The sequence below is a fragment of the Streptomyces sp. NPDC007189 genome (assembly GCF_040703635.1).
Lineage (GTDB): Bacteria > Actinomycetota > Actinomycetes > Streptomycetales > Streptomycetaceae > Streptomyces.
The window spans coordinates 98144-118057 of sequence record NZ_JBEYEY010000013.1 but is presented as its reverse complement, the minus strand read 5'-3'; the positions used below and the strand labels follow the sequence as shown (position 1 = coordinate 118057).

18 protein-coding genes are annotated in these 19914 nt (G+C 71.4%); 11 read left to right on the top strand and 7 right to left on the bottom strand.

Annotated features, from left to right (window positions below):
* Nucleotides 1–154: 154 nt before the first annotated feature.
* The 5 genes from AB0950_RS25490 (at nt 155) to AB0950_RS25470 (ending at nt 6977) form a co-directional block, all read left to right on the top strand.
* Nucleotides 155–1081, top strand: a complete 927-nt coding sequence (locus AB0950_RS25490) for a DUF3027 domain-containing protein (protein WP_360160205.1) — start codon at nt 155–157, stop codon at nt 1079–1081.
* Between the two features lie 443 nt (nt 1082–1524).
* Complete coding sequence (locus tag AB0950_RS25485; protein WP_366779482.1) at nt 1525–4674, top strand: molecular chaperone Hsp90; 3150 nt, start codon at nt 1525–1527, stop codon at nt 4672–4674.
* Between the two features lie 131 nt (nt 4675–4805).
* Complete coding sequence (locus AB0950_RS25480) at nt 4806–4961, top strand: hypothetical protein (protein WP_360160203.1); 156 nt, start codon at nt 4806–4808, stop codon at nt 4959–4961.
* A 126-nt stretch (nt 4962–5087) separates the two neighbouring features.
* Nucleotides 5088–6017 (top strand): hypothetical protein, encoded by a 930-nt coding sequence (locus AB0950_RS25475; protein WP_360160202.1) that lies wholly within the window; start codon nt 5088–5090, stop codon nt 6015–6017.
* Nucleotides 6018–6146: 129 nt separating this feature from the next.
* Nucleotides 6147–6977, top strand: a complete 831-nt coding sequence (locus AB0950_RS25470) for a hypothetical protein (protein ID WP_366779481.1) — start codon at nt 6147–6149, stop codon at nt 6975–6977.
* Between the two features lie 7 nt (nt 6978–6984).
* Here the strand turns inward: AB0950_RS25470 and AB0950_RS25465 are convergent, their stop codons facing one another.
* Together AB0950_RS25465 and AB0950_RS25460 are read right to left on the bottom strand one after the other, a co-directional pair.
* Entirely contained in the window at nt 6985–9381 is a 2397-nt protein-coding gene (locus AB0950_RS25465) for an HAD-IC family P-type ATPase (protein ID WP_366779480.1), read from the bottom strand.
* Nucleotides 9382–9459: 78 nt separating this feature from the next.
* A complete protein-coding gene (locus AB0950_RS25460; RefSeq protein WP_366779479.1) occupies nt 9460–9726 on the bottom strand; it encodes a DUF2530 domain-containing protein in 267 nt (88 codons plus the stop codon).
* A 151-nt stretch (nt 9727–9877) separates the two neighbouring features.
* Here AB0950_RS25460 and AB0950_RS25455 point away from each other — a divergent pair, with 151 nt between their 5' ends.
* Complete coding sequence (locus AB0950_RS25455; RefSeq protein WP_361993789.1) at nt 9878–11329, top strand: NCS2 family permease; 1452 nt, start codon at nt 9878–9880, stop codon at nt 11327–11329.
* Between the two features lie 10 nt (nt 11330–11339).
* On the opposite strand, the gene AB0950_RS25450 is transcribed toward AB0950_RS25455, so the two are convergent.
* Nucleotides 11340–11522, bottom strand: a complete 183-nt coding sequence (locus AB0950_RS25450; RefSeq protein ID WP_360160197.1) for a ribbon-helix-helix protein, CopG family — start codon at nt 11520–11522, stop codon at nt 11340–11342.
* A 155-nt stretch (nt 11523–11677) separates the two neighbouring features.
* Between AB0950_RS25450 and AB0950_RS25445 the strand changes: the two genes are divergently transcribed.
* From AB0950_RS25445 to thpR, 3 genes are all read left to right on the top strand, one after another.
* On the top strand, nt 11678–12115 hold the full coding sequence (locus AB0950_RS25445) for a MarR family transcriptional regulator (protein ID WP_330339247.1): 438 nt from the start codon (nt 11678–11680) through the stop codon (nt 12113–12115).
* 26 nt (nt 12116–12141) lie between these two features.
* A complete protein-coding gene (locus AB0950_RS25440; RefSeq protein WP_360160196.1) occupies nt 12142–13488 on the top strand; it encodes an MFS transporter in 1347 nt (448 codons plus the stop codon).
* 67 nt (nt 13489–13555) lie between these two features.
* Nucleotides 13556–14128 carry an RNA 2',3'-cyclic phosphodiesterase gene (thpR, locus tag AB0950_RS25435; RefSeq protein ID WP_360160195.1) on the top strand — a complete coding sequence of 191 codons (573 nt, stop codon included), beginning with the start codon at nt 13556–13558 and terminating at the stop codon, nt 14126–14128.
* 163 nt (nt 14129–14291) lie between these two features.
* Here thpR and AB0950_RS25430 read toward each other — a convergent pair whose 3' ends face one another.
* The 4 genes from AB0950_RS25430 to AB0950_RS25415 all read right to left on the bottom strand — a co-directional run bounded on the left by AB0950_RS25430 (nt 14292) and on the right by AB0950_RS25415 (nt 17043).
* A complete protein-coding gene (locus AB0950_RS25430; RefSeq protein WP_360160194.1) occupies nt 14292–15287 on the bottom strand; it encodes an aldo/keto reductase in 996 nt (331 codons plus the stop codon).
* A gap of 64 nt (nt 15288–15351) precedes the next feature.
* A complete protein-coding gene (locus tag AB0950_RS25425) occupies nt 15352–15651 on the bottom strand; it encodes an antibiotic biosynthesis monooxygenase (protein WP_360160193.1) in 300 nt (99 codons plus the stop codon).
* 25 nt (nt 15652–15676) lie between these two features.
* Nucleotides 15677–16270, bottom strand: a complete 594-nt coding sequence (locus tag AB0950_RS25420; RefSeq protein ID WP_360160192.1) for a Uma2 family endonuclease — start codon at nt 16268–16270, stop codon at nt 15677–15679.
* An 89-nt stretch (nt 16271–16359) separates the two neighbouring features.
* Nucleotides 16360–17043 carry a GDSL-type esterase/lipase family protein gene (locus AB0950_RS25415; RefSeq protein ID WP_360160191.1) on the bottom strand — a complete coding sequence of 228 codons (684 nt, stop codon included), beginning with the start codon at nt 17041–17043 and terminating at the stop codon, nt 16360–16362.
* Between the two features lie 112 nt (nt 17044–17155).
* Here AB0950_RS25415 and AB0950_RS25410 point away from each other — a divergent pair, with 112 nt between their 5' ends.
* Both AB0950_RS25410 and AB0950_RS25405 read left to right on the top strand, forming a co-directional pair.
* Nucleotides 17156–18133 carry a WD40 repeat domain-containing protein gene (locus tag AB0950_RS25410; protein ID WP_366779478.1) on the top strand — a complete coding sequence of 326 codons (978 nt, stop codon included), beginning with the start codon at nt 17156–17158 and terminating at the stop codon, nt 18131–18133.
* A 142-nt stretch (nt 18134–18275) separates the two neighbouring features.
* Complete coding sequence (locus tag AB0950_RS25405; protein WP_360575416.1) at nt 18276–19826, top strand: cellulase family glycosylhydrolase; 1551 nt, start codon at nt 18276–18278, stop codon at nt 19824–19826.
* The last annotated feature ends 88 nt before the right edge of the window (nt 19827–19914 follow it).

Genomic DNA, 19914 nt, shown 5'->3' with positions numbered 1-19914 from the left:
GTGCCTATCTCAGCCATAACGCAGAATGGATGGCAGAGGTGCGCCCGAGCGCGCGGATGCATGACGTCGATGCGGTCCCCAGGTCCGCTCCGTCGGCAGGCCCGCCTTCAGGCAGCCGCCCTCGACGAGACGGCGTAGGAGAGAAGCGATACCTGTGAGCGCAGCGACAACGCGAAGCCGCACCCCCGACCGTCTGTGCGCCGAGGCGGTCGATCTCGCCCGAGCCGCCGCCGAGGAGGCCGCCGCTCCCGGTGTGGTCGGGGAGCACGTGGGCCTCGTCTCCGAGGGCGACCGCGTTGTCACGCACTTCTTCGAGTGCAAGGAGCCGGGCTATCGCGGCTGGCGCTGGGCGGCGACCGTGGCCCGCGCCTCCCGCGCCAAGATTGTCACGCTCGACGAGGTGGTCCTCCTCCCCGGCCCGGACGCCCTGCTCGCTCCCGAGTGGGTGCCGTGGAGCGAGCGGCTGCGGCCCGGCGACCTGGGTCCCGGCGATCTGCTCCCCACCGACCAGGACGACCTGCGTCTGGAGCCCGGCTACACGGCTGAGGACGAGCCGACGCCGAACGCGGTCGTCTCCCAGGAGATGGCGGAGCTGGCGGAGGCCGAGGACGCCGACGTCACCCCCGGCGCGCCCGCCGCCCAGCCCACGGCCCCGTCCCGGGGTTCGATCGCCGCCGTCGCCGAGGAACTGGGCATGCGCCGGGCCCGGGTGCTGTCCCGCTACGGCCTGCACGTCGCCGCCGACCGCTGGGAGGAGTCGTACGGCCCCAAGACCGCGATGGCCCAGGCGGCCCCGGCGACCTGTATGACGTGCGGCTTCCTGGCGCCCATCGGCGGCTCCCTGGGCCAGGCCTTCGGCGTGTGCGCCAACGAGTTCTCGCCCGCCGACGGCCATGTGGTCTCCCTGGCCTACGGCTGCGGCGGCCACTCCGAGGCGGCCGTCATGCCGAAGCCGCCCCAGCCGGCCCCGCCGGTCATCGACGAAACCCGCGTCGACCCCTTCCCCCTCCGCCCCGCCCGCGACTCGGGCTCGGTCCCGGAAACGGGCGACGAGGACACGGCGGAACTGGGGCATTCCTGACCCCGGCTCCGCCGCGATCAGCCGACGTCACGGCCGACTGCCGGCCTGGGGCAGTGCCTGAGTGCGCCCGTTGACCGGCGGATTCGCCGGGCTTCGCGGCGAGAAGCCGGTGGGTGTGCGGGGTGGTGGGGGTGGCCGGGGCCACCGGCCGGATTGCCGTTGCGGGCGGAGCGGTTCTGGCGTCGGCCTGTCAACCGGCGGATTCGCCGGCCTCCGCCACGCGGATCCGGCAGGCGTGACCGGGTGACCGCCCGGAGCTGTGCCGGCGTCCGGCAGCCGGAACAGGGCCGCCCCCCACCCACCCCGGCCCCGGCCGGGTTCGTGTCCCCCGCCGTCGGGGTCCTGCCCTCGGCCCGTCGGCATCGTGCCCGGGCCCGCCCGGGGGCGTGACCCGGCGGCGGCCGTTCTTCCCCTCGCGCGCTGTACCTTCGTCCTCACGCGTGATGAGGAGTGTGAACGTGAGCAGCAAGTACGTGCGGCCGGCGGCTGAGGGTGCCGATCCGTTCGGGACGGCCCGGCTGCGCCGTGGTGTCCTCGACGCCTGGGCCACCAGCCCCGCCCGGTTCCGGGAGGACGCCAACGCCGAGGAGGACCTGGTTCTCGGCGGCTACCGGGACCGGCTCGTCGTCGAGCTGGCCCAGAACGCCGCCGACGCCGCCGCCCGGGCGCGGGTGCCGGGGCGGCTGCGGCTCACCCTCCGGGACGGCGTCCTCGTCGCCGCCAACACCGGCGCCCCGCTGGACGCGGCCGGTGTCGAGTCGCTGTCCACCCTGCGCGCCTCCGCCAAGCGGGACACAGAGGTCACCCAGGGTGCCGTCGGGCGGTTCGGGGTCGGGTTCGCCGCCGTGCTCGCGGTGACCGACGAACCCGCGATCGTGGGGCGGCACGGCGGTGTCCGCTGGTCGCTCGGCGAGGCACGGGAGATGGCCGCCGAGACCGCCCGGCACAGCCCGGGGCTGGGCGACGAGGTGCGGCGCCGGGACGGCCATGTGCCGCTGCTCCGGCTGCCGTTCGCCGCCGAGGGCACCGCCCCGGACCCGTACGACACCGCCGTCATCCTGCCCCTGCGGGACGCGGCCGCCGCCGATCTCGCCGAGCGGCTGCTGAACGCCGTCGACGACGCGCTGCTCCTCGCCCTGCCCGGCCTGGCGGAGGTCGTCATCGAGGGCGGCGGCGCCGAGCGCACCCTGCGCCGCCGCGACGAGGGCGCCGTCGTCGTGGTGGAGGACTCCCGCGCCGGCGCCACCCGGTGGCGCACCGCCTCCGCGCACGGCCCGCTCACCCCCGACCTGCTCGCCGACCGGCCCGTGGAGGAGCGGCTGCGCCCCCACTGGTCGGTGACCTGGGCCGTACCCGAGGACGCGGACGGGCGGCCGGTGCGGCCCCGGACCACGCCCGTCGTGCACGCGCCGACCCCCAGCGACGAGCCGCTCGGCGTCCCCGCCCTGCTCATCGCCTCCTTCCCGCTCGACACCACCCGCCGGCACACCGCTCCCGGGCCGCTCACCGACTTCCTGGTGCAGCGCGCCGCCGACGCCTACACCGAACTGCTCGCCGACTGGCGGCCGGTGACCGACGGCATCATCGACCTGGTGCCGGGACCGCTCGGCAAGGGCGAACTGGACGGCGCGCTGCGGCAGGCCGTGCTGGAGCGGCTGCCGCGCACCGCCTTCCTGCCCCCCGCCGTCGTCGCGCGGGACGACGACCACGAGCTGCCTCAGGCGCTGCGGCCCCGGGACGCCGAGGTCGTGGAGGGCGCCGGGGCGGACACCGTGCGGGTGCTCGCCGAGGTGCTGCCCACCCTGCTGCCCGCCGGACTCGAGCGGCGCGCCGAGCTGCGCACCCTCGGGGTGGCCCGGCTGCGGCTCGCCGACGCCATCGACCGGCTCGCGGGCCTGGAGAAGGACCCGGGCTGGTGGTGGCGGCTCTACGACAGCCTCGCGGGGGTCGACCCCGACCGGCTGTCCGGGCTGCCCGTGCCGCTCGCCGACAGGCGGACCGCCATCGGGCCCCGGCAGGTCCTGCTGCCCACCCCGGACGCCGCCCGGATCGACGCCGACGTCCTCGGGCGGCTCGGCCTGAAGGTGGCCCACGAGGACGCCGCGCACCCGCTGCTGGAGAAGCTGGGCGCGCTGCCCGCCACTCCGCGCGCCGTGCTCACCACCCCGCAGGTGCGCGCCGCCGTCGCCGCCTCGCTGGACGAGGAGGGCGGCATCGGGGGATGGGAGGAGGACGCCCCGGATGCGGAGGAACTGGCCGACACCGTCCTCGCGCTGGTCCGCGACGCGGCCCTCGAGCCCGGCGACGAACCCTGGCTGGGGGCGCTCGCCCTGCCCGACGAGGACGGCGAACTGGCCCCCGCCGGTGAACTCGTCCTGCCCGGCAGCCCCTTCGCCCGGGTGATCCGCGAGGGCGAACTGGCCGCCGTGGACGGGGAGCTGGCCGACAAGTGGGGCGAGCAGCCGCTGACCGCCTGCGGTGTGCTCGCGAACTTCGCGCTGGTCCGCGCCACCGACGTGGTCCTCGACCCGGACGAACTGGAGCCCCGGGAGAGCGACTTCGCCGAGCCCGACGACGCCGGTCTGCTGGACGCCGTCGACGTGTGGTGCGAGGACATCCTCGACCGCTTCCCGGACAGCCCGGTGCCGCCGGTCGCCACCGAGCTGGTCGCCGTGCGCGACCTGGACCTGGTGGACGACGACCGCTGGCCGGAGGCCCTCGCCCTGCTCGCGCAGCCCCCGCTGCGGGACGCGCTCACCCAGCCGGTCCGCATCCTGCTGCACGACGGCACCCACGAGACCGTACGGCCGTACACCGCGTGGTGGTTGCGCGGGCACCCGGTCCTCGACGGGCGCCGCCCGGCCGGGCTGCTCGCCGCCGGCGGGGACCCGCTGCTGCGCGGGCTGTACGACGAGGCCGACGCCACCGGGTTCGAGGACGAGCAGGTGCTGCGGGCCCTGGGCGTGCGCACCTCGGTCGCGGCCCTGCTGGACGAGCCCGGCGGCGCCGCCGAGCTGCTGGACCGGCTCGCCGACCCCGCGCGCACCGTGACCCCCGCACAACTGCACGGCTTGTACGGCGCGCTGGCGGAGATGGACCCCGAGCAGGTGACCCTGCCGGAGGAGCTGCGGGCCGTGGTGGACGGCCGGGTGGAGGTCGTGGACGCGGCGGAGGCGGTCGTGGTCGACTCGCCCGACCTGCTGCCGTTCACCGCCGGGATCCCGCTGCTGCCGGTACGGCCGTCCCGCGCGGCCGAGCTGGCGGAGCTGTTCCAGGTGCGGCGGCTGAGCGAGTCCGTCACCGGCGAGGTGCACTCCGAGGGGACCGAGCACGAGGTGCCGGAGCCGGTGCGGGTGCTGCTCGGGCCGCGTACGCCCGGGACGTACGTGGAGCACGACGAACTCGTGGTGGACGGCGTGGAGATCGACTGGCGGCTCACCGACGACGGCGTGCTCCACGCGGCCACCCTGGAGGGGGTCGCGGCCGGGCTGGCGTGGGCGGCGGGACAGTGGCCCCGGCGCTTCGAGGTGGCGGCCCTGCTGGAGGACCCGTCACGGACACAGGAGCTGGCCCGGGACCGCTGGTTCGACTGACGGCGCCCCGGCGACCGCCTCCGGAAATCTCTTACAACTTCTTCAACTTCCGTACAACCGTTCCCCTGCGTGCCGAGTCTGACCCACCGCAGTCACCGGACTCAGCCATCGCCACGCACGCAGGGGAACACATGCGGATCAGCGCCACCACCGCCGTCGCCGGCGGCACCTCGCCGTCCCGGCCGCGCCGGCCGGCGGCTCCGGCACGCCTCTCCCGCGCGGGCGCCTCGGCCGTCGCGGCGGTGAGCGCCGCCCGTGATGCCGAACGTGCGGCAGCCGTGCGGTGAAGCCGCCGGAAACTCCCGGCTTCCGTCGTACAACCAGTCGATTCCCTCGCGGGTCTGATGCCGTGAGTCGACTGACTCCTTGATCACTTTGGACCTCGGGTCCACTTTCTCCACACAGGGGAACGCATGCGTATTCGCGCCACCGTGGCCGCCGTCTCCGGCGCCCTGGCCCTCTCCGCCCTCGTCGTGCCTGCCGCGCAGGCCGCCGGCGGCTCCGCGACGCCCTCCAAGGCCGACATCCTCAAGATCCGCGAGGCCGCCCAGGGCGCCTCCTCCGGCAAGACCGCGTTCGCCGCCTCGAGCGACACCGACGAGCCGTACGCGATGGACGTCACCTTCTCCGACTTCAAGATCGCCGGCGCGGTCAAGGTCGGCACGACCAACCACGTCGCCACCACGGTCACCTACACGATGACCCACGGCACGGACGTCGACATCAGCGCCGACGACTTCGTCACCGGCCCCTACATCTACAAGGGCTCGTACGACACGCCGGACAACATGCTCTTCGGCGACGCCCCGGCCACCTGCACGCCCACCTCGTCGACCACCGCCAGCTGCAAGGGCAACATCGACGTCTACCCGGCCGAGGGCGAGCTGATGAACTCCGACGCCGGCACGTGGCACGGCGGCGCCCTCGCCATCGCGTACAACGGCCAGGACCCGAGCAGCTCCGACTTCGACATCACCAAGGTCGGTTACGCCGACCAGGGCGACCTCGGCACCACGCTGGTCCAGCGCTACTCCAAGCTGACGGTCAACGCCTCCCCCGAGCCGGTGAAGAAGGGCAAGACCATCACGGTCACCGGCAAGCTGTCCCGGGCCAACTGGGAGGACAACGCCTACCACGGCTACACCAACCAGTCCGTGAAGCTGCAGTTCCGCAAGAAGACCTCCAGCACCTACACCACGCTGAAGACCATCAAGTCGGACTCGTACGGCAACCTGAAGACGACGACCACCGCCTCGGTCGACGGCTACTGGCGCTTCTCCTTCGCGGGCACCTCGACCACCCCGGCGGTCAACGCCACGGGCGACTACGTCGACGTGCAGTAATGGATCGGTAAGCGCGGCACAAAATCCGGTCCGCGGGGGCTCCAGCCGTACAACCGACGGCAGCCCCCGTGGATCTGATCGCGTGAGTCGACCGACTCCACGATCACTTCTCCCTCCAAGGGAACGCACATGCGCATACGTGCCGTCGTGGCCGCCGCTTCCGGCGCCCTGGCCCTCACCGCCCTCGCAGTCCCGGCCGCCCAGGCCGTCACCGACTCGGGCACCCCCTACACGCTGAACGTGAGCTTCTCGAGCGTGTCCATCGCCAAGGCGATCAAGGTGGGCACCACCAACGAGGTCAGCGCCAAGTACACGTACACCCTGACGCACGGCTCGGACGTGGACATCCACGCGAGCGACTTCTACACCGACGCCTTCCTCTACCACGGCTCCTACAGCGACACGGCCCCCGAGCTGTACGGCGACAACCCGGCCGGCTGCACGGACGTCACGTCGACCACCGCCACCTGCACGGGCTACATCAACATCTACCCGGCCGACGCCGACCCGAAGAGCGCGGACGCGGGTACCTGGAACGTGGCCGTCGAGGCCGTCGCCTTCAACGGCCAGGACCAGCAGAACCCCGACATGAGCAAGGTCGGCTACAAGGACCAGAGCGGCCTGGGCACCACCCTGGTGCAGCGCTACTCCAAGCTGACGACGACCGTGAGCTCGACGTCCGTCTACAAGGGCAAGACCTTCACGGTGTCGGGCAAGCTCTCCCGCGCGAACTGGGACGACAACCTGTACCACGGCTACGCCAACCAGCCGGTCAAGCTCCAGTTCCGCAAGGCCGGCACCACCACATACACCACGGTCAAGACGGTGTACACCGACTCCTACGGCAACCTGAAGACCAGCGCCACCGCGAACTACAGCGGCTACTGGCGCTACTCCTTCGCCGGCACCACGACCACCCCGGCGGTCAGCGCCACGGGTGTGTACGTCGGTGTGAAGTAGCCCCGGCCTAGTCGGGAAAACGGCGGCCGCCCCACTTCCAGAGCCATTCCAGGGCGGCCGCCGCCACCACCGCGATGCCGACGGCGGTCCACGGCATCGTGAGCCCCACCAGCCTCAGCGCGAAGAAGTCCTGCAGCGCGGGCACGGCCAGCACCAGCAGGAACGCCGCTCCCATCGCGGCCACCAGGGCCAGCCGCCACCAGGTGTAGGGCCGGGCGATGATCGCCAGGATCCACAGGGAGACCAGGAAGAGGGTCAGCGTCGCCGCGCTGGTCTGCGCGCCCAGCCGGCCGCCTCCGGTGTAGACGCCGCGGGCGATCAGATACGTCACGAAGGTCGCCGCCCCCGCCACCGCCCCGCCCGGCACCGCGTACCGCATCACACGGCGCACGAAGTGCGGTCTCGCCCGCTCCTTGTTGGGCGCCAGGGCCAGGAAGAACGCCGGGACGCCGATGGTGAGCGTGGACAGCAGGGTCAGGTGCCGGGGCAGGAACGGGTACTCGACCTGGGCACAGACCACCAGGACCGCCAGCAGCACCGAGTAGACGGTCTTCACCAGGAACAGCGTCGCCACCCGGGTGATGTTGCCGATCACCCGGCGGCCCTCCGCGACCACCGACGGCAGGCTCGCGAAGCTGTTGTCCAGCAGCACGATCTGCGCCACCGCCCGGGTCGCCTCCGAGCCGGAGCCCATGGCGACCCCGATGTCGGCGTCCTTCAGCGCGAGTACGTCGTTCACGCCGTCGCCGGTCATCGCGACCGTGTGCCCGCGCGACCGCAGCGCCCCGACCATGTCCCGCTTCTGCCGCGGGGTGACCCGCCCGAAGACCGTCCCCCGGTCCAGCGCCTCGGCCATCCCGGTCCGGTCGGCGGGCAGGCGCCGCGCGTCCACGGCCGTCCCCGCGAGGCCGAGCTTGCCGGCGACCGCGCCGACCGACACCGCGTTGTCGCCGGAGACGACCTTGGCGCGGACGTTCTGCTCCGCGAAGTAGCGCAGGGTGTCGGCGGCGTCGGGCCGCAGCCGCTGCTCCAGGACGACGAGGGCGGTGGGGCGGCCGCCGCGGGCCGGGTCGGGGTCGTCCAGGTCGCGGTTCGTGCGGGTCAGCAGCAGCACCCGCTGCCCCTGTTCGTTGAGGCGCTCGGTCTCCGCCAGGGCCGGGTCGCCGGGCGCGAGGAGGACGTCGGGGGCGCCCAGCAGCCAGGTGCTGGAATCGCCGTCGGCCTCGCTGAACGCGGCCCCGCTGTACTTGCGGGCCGAGGAGAACGGCAGCGACTCCACGCAGCGCCAGTCGTCGCTGTCCGGACAGGCGTCGATGATCGCCTGGAGGGAGGCGTTGGGGCGCGGGTCGGACTCGCCGAGCGCGCCGAGCACCTTGCGTATGTACGCCTCGTCGGCGCCGCCCAGCGGCCGCAGCTCGGTGACGTCCATGCCGCCCTCGGTGAGGGTGCCGGTCTTGTCCAGGCAGACGGTGTCGACGCGGGCCAGCCCCTCGATCGCCGGCAGCTCCTGCACCAGGCACTGTTTCCGGCCGAGCCGGATGACGCCGATCGCGAAGGCCACGGAGGTGAGCAGCACCAGCCCCTCGGGGACCATCGGGACGATGCCGCCGACCGTGCGGGCCACCGCGTCCTTGAGTCCGTGGTTCTTGACGACGAGCTGGGTGACGACGAGCCCGGTCGCGGCCGGGACCATCATCCAGGTGACGTACTTGAGGATCGCGGAGATGCCGGTGCGCAGTTCGGAGTGGACCAGGGTGAAGCGGGAGGCCTCCTCGGCGAGCCGGGCCGCGTAGGCCTCGCGGCCGACCCTGGTGGCCTGGAAGGCGCCGCCGCCCGCGACGACGAAGCTGCCGGACAGCACCGGGTCGCCGGCCCGTTTGACCACCGGGTCCGCCTCACCGGTGAGCAGCGACTCGTCGATCTCCAGCCCGTCGGCCTCCGCGCAGACCCCGTCGACCACGACCTTGTCGCCCGGCCCGACCTCTATCAGGTCGCCGAGCACGATCTCGTGGACGGCCACCGGGAGGGCGGTGCCGTCGCGGCGCACCGTCGGCCGGGCCTCGCCGATCACCGCGAGCGCGTCGAGGGTCTGCTTGGCCCGCCACTCCTGGACGATGCCGATGCCGGTGTTGGCCAGGATCACGAAGCCGAAGAGGCTGTCCTGGATCGGCGCGACGAAGAGCATGATCAGCCAGAGCACGCCGATGATCGCGTTGAACCGGGTGACGACGTTGGCCCGGACGATCTCGCCCAGCGACCTGCTGCTGCGCACCGGTACGTCGTTGATCTGCCCGCGCGCACGCCGCTCGGCCACTTCGGCGTCGGTCAGCCCGGTCGGCCGGCTCACGGGCAGGGCCATGGGGTGCACGGGGTCGAGTTCGGCGCCCGCGTCGATATGGCTCATGCCATCGACGGTACGTGCCGATTTGTCCCCTTGCCCGCCTTCCGGTCGACCGAGCTGATGGCCTTCCGGCCGACCGAGCTAATGAGCCGACGTCGACCGCAGGTCCGCCGCCTTCTTGATCGCGGCGTCCCGCCTCCTGACGTACCAGATGCCGATCAGCCCCAGCCCGCCCCCGGCCAGGCAGGTCCACAGCCACCACAGGTGCCCGTGGTCCTCGAACCAGCCGTAGAACGGGAGCTGCACGAGGAAGAGGGCGAACCAGACGATCGTCCCGCCGGTGATGGTGGCGGCCACGGGGCCCTCCAGGGGCTCCGGCGCCTCGTGCTTGGGGGTCCACTTGGCCATACGGCACAGCTTACGAGGCGATCAGGTCTACGCGCGGAGATAGCGATCTATGACTCATACCTTCATACTGAAACCGTTTGTCTGTGTCCACTTCTGTTCGTACGAAACTCCAACGGGGCTCGGGGGAACCCCGTCGGTGATGAGGTAACGCATGTCCACCTCGGCACCCGCCAAGGTCCCGACCCCCGAAATCCCGGGCGGTGCGCCCGCTCAGGGCGCGCTCGACCGCTACTTCCGGATCTCCGAGCGCGGCAGCTCCGTCGCCCGCGAGGTCCGCGGCGGTCTCGCCACCTTCTTCGCGATGGCGTACATCATCGTGCTGAACCCGATCATCCTCAGCAGCGCGAAGGACATGTACGGGCACCACCTGGACAACGGCCAGCTGGTGACGGCGACCGCGCTGACGGCCGCGTTCACCACGCTCCTCATGGGCGTCATCGGCAACGTGCCGATCGCGCTCGCCGCCGGCCTCGGCGTGAACTCGGTCGTCGCGCTGCAGCTGGCGCCCCGGATGTCCTGGCCGGACGCCATGGGCATGGTCGTCCTCGCGGGCTTCGTGGTCATGCTGCTGGTCGCCACGGGCCTGCGCGAGCGCGTGATGAACGCCGTGCCGTTCGGGCTGCGCAAGGCGATCTCGATCGGTATCGGCCTGTTCATCATGCTGATCGGCCTGGTCGACTCCGGCTTCATCACGCGCATGCCGGACGCCGCGCAGACCACCGTCCCGGTCCAGCTCGGTGTGGGCGGCCATCTGCACGGCTGGCCGGTGCTGGTCTTCATCCTCGGCGTGCTGCTCACCTTCGCGCTGATCGTCCGCAAGACGCCGGGCGCGATCCTGATCTCGATCGTCGGCATGACCGTCCTCGCGATGATCCTCAACGCGGTCACCACGATCCCGTCCTGGGGCCTGACCGTCCCGAAGTGGCCCGGCAACCCGGTCGCCACCCCCGACTTCGGCCTGGTCGGCCAGGTCAGCCTGTTCGGCGGCTTCTCCAAGGTCGGCGTGCTGACCGGCGTCCTGTTCGTCTTCACGGTCCTGCTGTCGTGCTTCTTCGACGCGATGGGCACGATCATGGGCGTCAGCGACGAGGCGAAGCTGACCGACGCCGAGGGCTACATGCCGGGCATCAACAAGGTCCTGTTCATCGACGGCCTGGCGGTCGCGGCGGGCGGCGCCGGCTCCTCCTCGGCCACCACCGCGTTCGTGGAGTCCACGGCCGGTGTCGGCGAGGGCGCCCGCACGGGCCTCGCGAACGTGGTCACGGGCGGCCTCTTCGCCGTCGCGCTCTTCCTCACCCCGGTCGCCACGATGGTGCCCTCCCAGGCGGCGACGCCGGCGCTGATCGCGGTCGGCTTCCTGATCCTGTCGAACTCGATCAAGGAGATCGACTGGGCCGACTACACGATCGCGATCCCGGCGTTCGTGACAATGCTGATGATGCCGTTCACCTACTCGATCACGAACGGCATCGGCATGGGCTTCATCACCTTCACCGTGCTGCGGCTGGCGGCCGGCCGGGCCCGCGAGATCCCGGTGCCCATGTACGTGGTCTCGGCGGTGTTCGCCTTCTACTACCTGATGCCGGCCCTGGGGCTCACCTGACCGGCGGGCGTCACCTGACGCCGTAGAACTTCTCCGTCTCCTCGACGGCGGCCTGGAACCGCTCGTCGAAGTCGTCCCGGATGAGCGTGCGGACCACATAGTCCTGCACGCTCATTCCTCTTTTCGCCGCGTGGTCCCGGAGCCTTTCGAGCAGCTCCCCGTCTATCCGCAGGCTGAGCACACTGGTCCCCATGCGTACGAGGGTCGCCACATCCGGGGCCCCGATGCGTCACTTTCCGGAACCGACTCACTCATACGGGTGATCGAAGGGGTTCAGTGGCGGGTATCACGGGCATCCGGGCGTGTCACGGTAGTCCTTAGGCAGGGTAATGAGATACCCTAAAGAACATGCCGGACCTCACCCATGGCGACGACGCTGCCGCCGTGAACTCACTCCGCTCCGCCGTGATGCGGCTGTCCCGTCGACTCAAGCACCAGCGGGTCGACGAGTCGCTGAGCCCGACGGAGATGTCGGTGCTCGGCACCCTCGCCCGCTGCGGCTCGGCCACCCCGGGCGAGCTCGCCCGCAAGGAGCACGTCCAGCCGCCGTCGATGACCCGCATCGTGGCGCTGCTCGAGGCCAAGGGGCTGGTCCGGCTGGAGCCGCACCCCGAGGACCGGCGCCAGAAGGTCGTCACCCAGACCGAGCAGGCCGAGGCGATGCTCGAGGAGAGCCGCCGCAAGCGCAACGCGTTCCTGGCCGGCCTGGTCGAGGGCCTCGACGAGGACGAGTGGGCCACCCTGCGCGCCGCCGCCCCTGTGCTGGAGAAGCTCGCACACCTGTAAGCCCACGATGGAGGAGGCGAACGCTTTTGAGTACGGGATCCGGAACACCTTCCGCCCCCGCACCGACCACCCCCACTACCCGCACCGCCCGCACGTCCTCGATGTTCAGCTCGCTGAAGATCCGGAACTACCGCCTCTTCTTCCTCGGCCAGGTCGTCTCCAACACCGGCACCTGGATGCAGCGCATCGCCCAGGACTGGCTCGTCCTCAGCCTCACCGGCTCCTCCGCCGCGGTGGGCATCACGACGGCCCTGCAGTTCCTGCCGATGCTGCTCTTCGGCCTGTACGGCGGTGTCCTGGTCGACCGGCTCCCCAAGCGCCCCGCGCTGCTGGTCACCCAGTCCGCCATGGCCGTGACGGGCCTGGCGCTCGCCTTCCTCACGCTCTCCGGCCATGTCCAGGTCTGGCACGTCTACGTCGCCGCCTTCGCCGTGGGCCTCGCCACGGTGGTCGACAACCCGGCCCGGCAGTCCTTCGTCTCCGAGATGGTCGGCCCCGAGCAGCTGCAGAACGCGGTCAGTCTGAACTCCGCGAACTTCCAGTCCGCCCGCCTGGTCGGCCCGGCCGTCGCCGGTGTGATGATCACCGGCGTGGGCACCGGCTGGGCGTTCCTCGCCAACGGCCTGTCCTTCGTCGCGCCCATCGCCGGCCTGCTGCTGATGCGCGCCCGCGAGCTGCACGTCGTCGACCGCGCCCCGCGGGGCAAGGGACAGCTGCGCGAGGGCCTGCAGTACGTGGCCGGCCGGCCCGAGCTGATCTGGCCGATCGTCCTCGTCGGTTTCATCGGCACCTTCGGCTTCAACTTCCCGGTGTGGCTGTCGGCCTACGCGGACGACGTCTTCCACTCCGGCGCCGGTTCCTACAGCCTCTTCAACACCCTGATGGCCGTCGGCTCCCTGTGCGGCGCCCTGCTCGCCGCCCGGCGCGGCACGGCACGGCTGCGTGTCCTGACCGCCGCCGCGCTGGCCTTCGGCACGCTGGAGGTGGTGGCCGCGCTGGCCCCGTCGTACTGGCTGTTCGCGCTGCTCATGGTGCCGATAGGGGTCTGCGGCCTGACGGTCAACGTCACCGCGAACACCGCCGTGCAGATGGCCACCGACCCGGCCATGCGGGGCCGGGTGATGTCCCTGTTCATGATGGTGTTCATGGGCGGTACGCCGCTGGGCGCGCCCGTCGTCGGCTGGATCACCGACACCTACGGCGCCCGGACCGGCTTCGCCCTCGGCGGCGTCGTCTCGGCCGCGGCCGCCGCGGTCGTCGGCCTGGTCCTGGCCCGCGTCGGCGGCCTGCGCCTGACGGTGGGCTGGCACCACGGCCACCCCCGGGTCCGGTTCGTCCCGAGGGACCGGGAGCGGCTGACCACGGCGGCATAGCAAGCGCCGCGCTCCAGGCGACCGGTACGCGCTCACCCCGCGTGCCGGCGTCTGCGAAGGTGAGGACATGAGACTCTTCGCCGCGGTGCTCCCCCCGGAGAACGTCGTCCATGAGCTCGCCGCCGAGGTCGCCCGGCTCAAGCGGCTGCCCGGCGCGGAGCGGCTGCGCTGGACCCACCGGCCCGGCTGGCACTTCACCCTCGCCTTCTACGGCGAGGTCGACGACGGTCTCGTACCGGACCTGACCGACCGCCTGGCCCGCGCGGCCCACCGCACGGCGCCCTTCACCCTGGCCCTCGCCGGCGGCGGCCAGTTCGGCCACGGCAAGGCCCTGTGGACCGGCGCCCTCGGCGAGGTGGAGACGATGCGGCTGCTGGCCGACCGGGCGGAGTCGGCGGCCCGGAAGGCGGGCGTGCCGATGGGGGAGCACCGGCGGTACACGGCCCACCTGACGGTGGCGCGCAGCCGCGCCGGGATGGACGTACGGCCGTATGTCGAGCTGCTCCGCGCGTTCACCAGCCGGAGCTGGACGGTGAACGAGCTGGTGCTGGTGCGGAGCAATCTGCCGCGCTCGGGCGTGGAGGGCGAGCAGCCCCGGTACGAGACGGTCGCCCGCTGGGAGCTCGGCGCCGTTGGTTAGGCTCGAGGCGTGGACCCGAAAACCCGGAACCGGATCATGGCCGGTGTGCTTGTGCTGATGTTCGTCGTCGTGGCCTTGGCGGCAGCCGTCAAGTAGACGTCGTGCGGAGCGGCGGAGCCGCATGCAGCCCCGCCGCCCTCATGGTGCCGACCGGTGATCCGCCCTACCAGGCGAAGGCCTCCGGGGACGGGCCCGGGCCCGGGAAGATCTCGTCCAGCCCCGCCAGCAGCTCCTCGCTCAGCTCCAGCTCCGTCGCCCTGATCGCCGACTCCAGCTGCTCGGCCGTACGCGGGCCGACGATGGGACCGGTCACACCCGGCCGGGTCAGGAGCCAGGCCAGGGCCACCTCGCCGGGCTCCAGACCGTGCTTGTCGACCAGGTCCTCGTACGCCTGGATCTGGGCGCGGGCGGCCGGGTCCTTGAGGGTGTCCGCGGCCCGGCCGGAGGCGCGGCGGCCGCCCTGCACCTCCTTCTTGATCACGCCGCCGAGCAGACCGCCGTGCAGCGGCGACCACGGGATGACCCCGAGGCCGTAGTCCTGCGCGGCCGGGATGACCTCCATCTCGGCGCGCCGCTCGGCGAGGTTGTACAGGCACTGCTCGCTGACCAGTCCGATGGTGCCGCCGCGGCGGGCGGCGACCTCGTTGGCCTGGGCGATCTTGTAGCCGGGGAAGTTGGAGGAGCCGACGTAGAGGATCTTGCCCTGCTGGACCAGGGTGTCGATGGCCTGCCAGATCTCCTCGAACGGGGTGTCCCGGTCGATGTGGTGGAACTGGTAGAGGTCGATGTAGTCCGTCTGCAGCCGCTTCAGGCTGGCGTCCACCGCGCGCCGGATGTTCAGCGCGGAGAGCTTGTCGTGGTTGGGCCAGGCCGGCTGCCCGTCGGCGCCCATGTTGCCGTAGACCTTGGTGGCGAGGACGACCTTGTCGCGGCGCTCGCCGCCCTTGGCGAACCAGTTGCCGATGATGCTCTCGGTCCGCCCCTTGTTCTCCCCCCACCCATACACGTTGGCGGTGTCGAAGAAGTTGATGCCCGCGTCGAGGGCGGCGTCCATGATCGCGTGACTGTCGGCCTCGTCCGTCTGCGGCCCGAAGTTCATCGTCCCGAGGACGAGCCGACCGACCTTGAGTCCCGTGCGTCCAAGCTGCGTGTACTTCATGGTCCTCTAGCCAACGGCTTGAAGTGCGCTCTAAGCAAGGGCTTTCGGCCGGAGGTGTCGCGGCTCAGAGGCCGAGCCCGCCCGCGATCGCCAGTTCCCGCTTGGTGAACTCGCCCGTGAGCAGGGGCATGGCCTTCCCGATCGCCGCCCGCGCCTGCGGCAGTTCCAGGGAGGCGTCGTGCTGCTCCTTGCTCCCCCAGACCTCGGTCACCCAGATCGTCACGTCGTCATCGTCGGCGACGCCCACGATGTACGCGTCGCAGCCGGCCGCGCGGAGGCCGCCGGCGGCGCCGAGGAGGATGGCCACGACCTCGTCACGGGAGCCGGGGGTGGTCTTCATGGAGGCGATGCAGCCGTAGGTCATGGGCCGCATCCTTACATCCGGCGTGTCAGTCGCGGGGAAACTCGTCGGTCTTGAGGACGAGGTCGATCACGGTGCCGGTGAGGTCGATGTCGGTGCCGAAGTCGACCCGGGTCCGCGTCGCGTAGTCGCCGTCCTTCGGATCGGTGAAGACGTAGCAGCGGCCCTGGTAGGGGTCGGCGATGACGTAGAGGGGGACCTCGGCGATCGCGTAGGCGGTCTTCTTGGGGCCGTAGTCGTTCTGGGCCGTGCCCTCGGAGATGACCTCGGCGACGAACTCGACGTCCTGGTAACGCCAGTGGCCCGTGTCGTCCTTCTCCGCCGAGTCCTTGAGCAGGGCGATGTCCGGGCAGAAGCCGTTCTCGTGGCCCGGGAAGTCGATGCGGACGTCCGAGAACACTTTGACGTCCATCCCGAACCTGTCCTCCAGCGCCCGCACGATGCGGCGGATGATGACCCAGTGGGTGTCCCGCTGTGGCGTCATATGGACGTTGCCCCCGACGATCTCGACCCTGTATCCCTCGGGGACGGGCATGCGCTCAAGCCGCTCGAACCACTCGTCCAGACTCTGGGTGTTGGTGTCGGCGTCGGCCATCTCGATCCTGTCTCCAAGGACGGTCATCGCGGCGCTCCTCCCCGGCTGCCCCAACGGACGAGTGCAGCCGCGCGGTTCAACGATACGCACGGTGACGGGGAAACGGCGGAATTCGGTCAGTCCGTTCCAGCCGCGTACGCCTGTCCGATCCCCCACGCCTCCCACATCGCCCCCGCGAACGCCCCCGCGATCCGGTGCTCCCCGCTTGCGTTGGGATGTGTGCCGTCGTAGGTGTCGGTGTGGATGTCGTAGCCCTCGGGGCGCGAGGCGAACACGATCGGGGAACGGGATTCGTCCAGGTCGGCCGCGCATTTCGCCAGCAGGTCGTTGAAGTGGTCCACCTGCGCGGCGAACGGCTCGTCCACCTGGGCCCGGATGTTCGGGATCACCGGCAGCAGCACCATGCGGACGCGCGGGTCGGCCTCGCGCGCGCTCGCGACGAAGGCGTGTACGTTCTCAGCCGTCTGCTCTGCGTTGGTGTAGAAGCCGAGGTCGATCAGGCCGAGGGAGACCAGCAGGACGTCCGCGCGGTGCCTCCGTACCGCCTCGCCGATCAGCGGGGCCATGTGCAGCCAGCCCTCGCCCCAGCCGGCCAGGTGACGGCGGGGGAAGTCCGGTTCGGCGTAGTCGTACGACGTCGGCGCCTCGGCGGCCTTGTCGTACAGCTCCTCGCGCGGGCCGACGAAGGTGAACGGGCCGCCGTACGTCTCGCACAGATGCCGCCACAGCCGGTAACGCCACGTGTGTTCGCCCGCGCTCCCGATCGTCATGGAGTCACCTACGGGCATGAACCTGAGCATCCGCTCATGATGGACGATCTCGCGCGCCGCTGGGGTGTGAGGCCCACCACGTCCGGCGGCCCCGGCACCGGCCCGCCCGGTGAACCACCGCAGGTGATGGCAGGCTTGGGGCATGCGCCGATCGTCCGCCGTCCTCGCCGGGTTGCTGCTCGCCGGCGCCTGCGCGCTGCCCGCCTCCGCCGCCGACGGGGACGGCGACCAGGGGTTCGCCTTCAAGGACCAGCGCATCAGCGAGTCCAGCGGGCTCGCCGCCTCCCGCCTCCACCGCGGCGTCTACTGGACGCACAACGACAGCGGCCACGGGCCGTACATCTACGCCGTGGACAGCAGGACCGGGAAGACCGTCGCCCGCATCACCCTGCGCGGCATCGGCGCCCCGCGTGACGTCGAGGCCATCTCCATCGGACCGCACAACGAGATCTACCTGGGCGACATCGGCGACAACCTCGGCGGCACCTGGCCGTACGTGTGGATCTACCGGCTCCCGGAGCCGAAGCAACTGCGCGACCAGACGGTCACCGCCACGCAGTACGTCGTGAAGTACGCCAACGGCCCGCGCGACGCCGAGTCGCTGATGGTCCATCCGAAGACCGGCCGGGTCTACATCATCGACAAGAAGGAGAACGGCGGGCACCTGTACGAGGGCCCGGCCACCCTCTCCCCGTCCGGCACGAACGTCTTCCGGCCGGTCGCGCCCGTCGACCTGTGGGCCACGGACGCGGCGTTCTCCCCGGACGGACGGCAGTTGGTGGTGCGCGGTTACTTCGGCGGGATCCGCTACGACTGGAACGGCGGCCGTATCAAGCGCGAGGGACGGCTGGACGTGCCCCTGCAGGGGCAGGGCGAGGGCGTCACCTACTCCGCCGACGGCACCAAGCTGCTGTACAGCAGCGAGGGTGCGGGCAGCGAGGTCGTGGCGAAGGACGCGCCGGGCGGAGGTTCGGCCAAGTCGCCGTCCACCGCCGGGAGTCCGGCCCACAAGGGCGGTGGCGGCGGTGTCGGTGCCGGGAGCCTGAAGGTCGGGGCCGTCGTGGTCGTGGTCGGGATCGCCGCCGTCCTCGCGCTGAGCCGGCGGCGACGGCGAGGCTGAAGGGCAATCCGTGCGCTCGTCACGGATGCGCGCCGAGTGTCTTGACGTGAGCATGGCGCTCGCGTTTCCTAGGGGATGCGCGGCGCATGGGAGCGCTCCCATACCCTCACTCCGAGCCGCGCCTCCCGAGAGGACAAGGCACATGTTCCGCAGCCTGCGAAGAGCGCTGTGTGCAGCCGCCGCCGCGCTCCTCCTGCCCCTGGCCGGGGCACAGACCGTCCACGCGGCCACCGCCGGAGCGCACGCCAAGGCCACGGCCGAGGCGCCCGGCGCCGGTTACTGGCACACCAGCGGCCGGCAGATCCTGGACGCGGCCGGGCAGCCGGTGCGCATCGCCGGGGTCAACTGGTTCGGCTTCGAGACCAGCAACCAGGTCGTCCACGGCCTCTGGTCGCGCGACTACAAGAGCATGATCGACCAGATGAGGTCGCTGGGTTACAACACCATCCGGCTGCCGTACAGCGACGACATCCTCAAGTCCGGCGCCATGCCGACCAGCATCGACTTCTCCAGCGGCAAGAACGCCGACCTCCAGGGCCTGACCTCGCTGCAGGTCATGGACAAGATCGTGACGTACGCCGGACAGGACGGGCTGAAGGTGATCCTGGACCGGCACCGCCCCGACTCCAGCGGCCAGTCCGCGCTCTGGTACACCTCCTCGGTCCCCGAATCGACCTGGATCGCCGACCTGAAGGCGCTCGCGTCCCGCTACAAGGGCCAGGACACGGTCATCGGCATCGACCTGCACAACGAGCCGCACGACCCGGCCTGCTGGGGCTGCGGCGACCAGTCCACCGACTGGCGCCTGGCCGCCGAACGGGCCGGCAACGCGGTCCTGTCCGTCAACCCGAACCTGCTCGTCTTCGTGGAGGGCGTGCAGACGTACAACGGCGTGTCGGGCTGGTGGGGCGGCAACCTGATGGGGGCCGGGCAGTACCCGGTGCGGCTCGACGTGGCGAACCGGGTCGTCTACTCCGCCCACGACTACGCCACCAGCGTGGCCCAGCAGAGCTGGTTCAGCGACCCGTCCTTCCCGGACAACATGCCCGGCATCTGGGACAAGTACTGGGGCTACCTCTTCAAGCAGAACATCGCCCCGGTGTGGGTCGGCGAGTTCGGTACGACCCTGCAGTCGACGGTGGACCAGAAGTGGCTGGCGGCGCTGGTGAGTTACCTGCGGCCCACGTCGACGTACGGCGCCGACTCCTTCCAGTGGACGTTCTGGTCGTGGAACCCCGACTCCGGTGACACGGGCGGGATCCTGAAGGACGACTGGCAGACCGTGGACACCGTGAAGGACGGCTATCTGACCGGTATCAAGGCGCCGCTCTTCGCGAGCAGCGGCGGGTCCGGCGGCGGCACCGGTGGCGGTGGAGGCGGCGGGGGCAGCTCGGCGGCCTGCACCGCGGCCTACTCCGTCAGCAGTGACTGGGGCAGCGGGTTCAACGCGGACGTGACCGTGAAGAACACCGGGACCGCTCCGCTGTCGTCCTGGAAGGTCACCTGGACGTGGAGCGGCGGGCAGAAGGTCACCTCCCTGTGGAACGCCTCGTACACGCAGAGCGGTTCGAGCGTGACCGCGACGAACACCGCGTACAACGGCAGCCTGGCCGCGGGCGCTTCGACGAGCTTCGGCTTCGGAGCGGCCCCGGGCGGCGCGGCGACGCCGACACTCACGTGCACGCCCGCGTGAGGACCGCCGCCCGCCGGCCCTGACCAGGGCGCGGGCCCGTGTCCCTCGCAGGGGACTGGGCAGAGGACCGCGCACGGACCCCGTACAG

Bases quoted from the DNA above. Each gene is read 5' to 3' on its own strand.
- AB0950_RS25485 (WP_366779482.1), top strand. From the start codon at position 1,525: ATGAGGAGTGTGAACGTGAGCAGCAAGTACGTGCGGCCGGCGGCTGAG.
- AB0950_RS25480 (WP_360160203.1), top strand. From the start codon at position 4,806: ATGCGGATCAGCGCCACCACCGCCGTCGCCGGCGGCACCTCGCCGTCC.
- AB0950_RS25475 (WP_360160202.1), top strand. From the start codon at position 5,088: ATGCGTATTCGCGCCACCGTGGCCGCCGTCTCCGGCGCCCTGGCCCTC.
- AB0950_RS25470 (WP_366779481.1), top strand. From the start codon at position 6,147: ATGCGCATACGTGCCGTCGTGGCCGCCGCTTCCGGCGCCCTGGCCCTC.
- AB0950_RS25465 (WP_366779480.1), bottom strand. From the start codon at position 9,381: ATGAGCCATATCGACGCGGGCGCCGAACTCGACCCCGTGCACCCCATG.
- AB0950_RS25460 (WP_366779479.1), bottom strand. From the start codon at position 9,726: ATGGCCAAGTGGACCCCCAAGCACGAGGCGCCGGAGCCCCTGGAGGGC.
- AB0950_RS25455 (WP_361993789.1), top strand. From the start codon at position 9,878: ATGTCCACCTCGGCACCCGCCAAGGTCCCGACCCCCGAAATCCCGGGC.
- AB0950_RS25450 (WP_360160197.1), bottom strand. From the start codon at position 11,522: ATGGGGACCAGTGTGCTCAGCCTGCGGATAGACGGGGAGCTGCTCGAA.
- AB0950_RS25445 (WP_330339247.1), top strand. From the start codon at position 11,678: ATGCCGGACCTCACCCATGGCGACGACGCTGCCGCCGTGAACTCACTC.
- thpR (WP_360160195.1), top strand. From the start codon at position 13,556: ATGAGACTCTTCGCCGCGGTGCTCCCCCCGGAGAACGTCGTCCATGAG.
- AB0950_RS25430 (WP_360160194.1), bottom strand. From the start codon at position 15,287: ATGAAGTACACGCAGCTTGGACGCACGGGACTCAAGGTCGGTCGGCTC.
- AB0950_RS25425 (WP_360160193.1), bottom strand. From the start codon at position 15,651: ATGACCTACGGCTGCATCGCCTCCATGAAGACCACCCCCGGCTCCCGT.
- AB0950_RS25420 (WP_360160192.1), bottom strand. From the start codon at position 16,270: ATGACCGTCCTTGGAGACAGGATCGAGATGGCCGACGCCGACACCAAC.
- AB0950_RS25415 (WP_360160191.1), bottom strand. From the start codon at position 17,043: ATGCTCAGGTTCATGCCCGTAGGTGACTCCATGACGATCGGGAGCGCG.
- AB0950_RS25410 (WP_366779478.1), top strand. From the start codon at position 17,156: ATGCGCCGATCGTCCGCCGTCCTCGCCGGGTTGCTGCTCGCCGGCGCC.
- AB0950_RS25405 (WP_360575416.1), top strand. From the start codon at position 18,276: ATGTTCCGCAGCCTGCGAAGAGCGCTGTGTGCAGCCGCCGCCGCGCTC.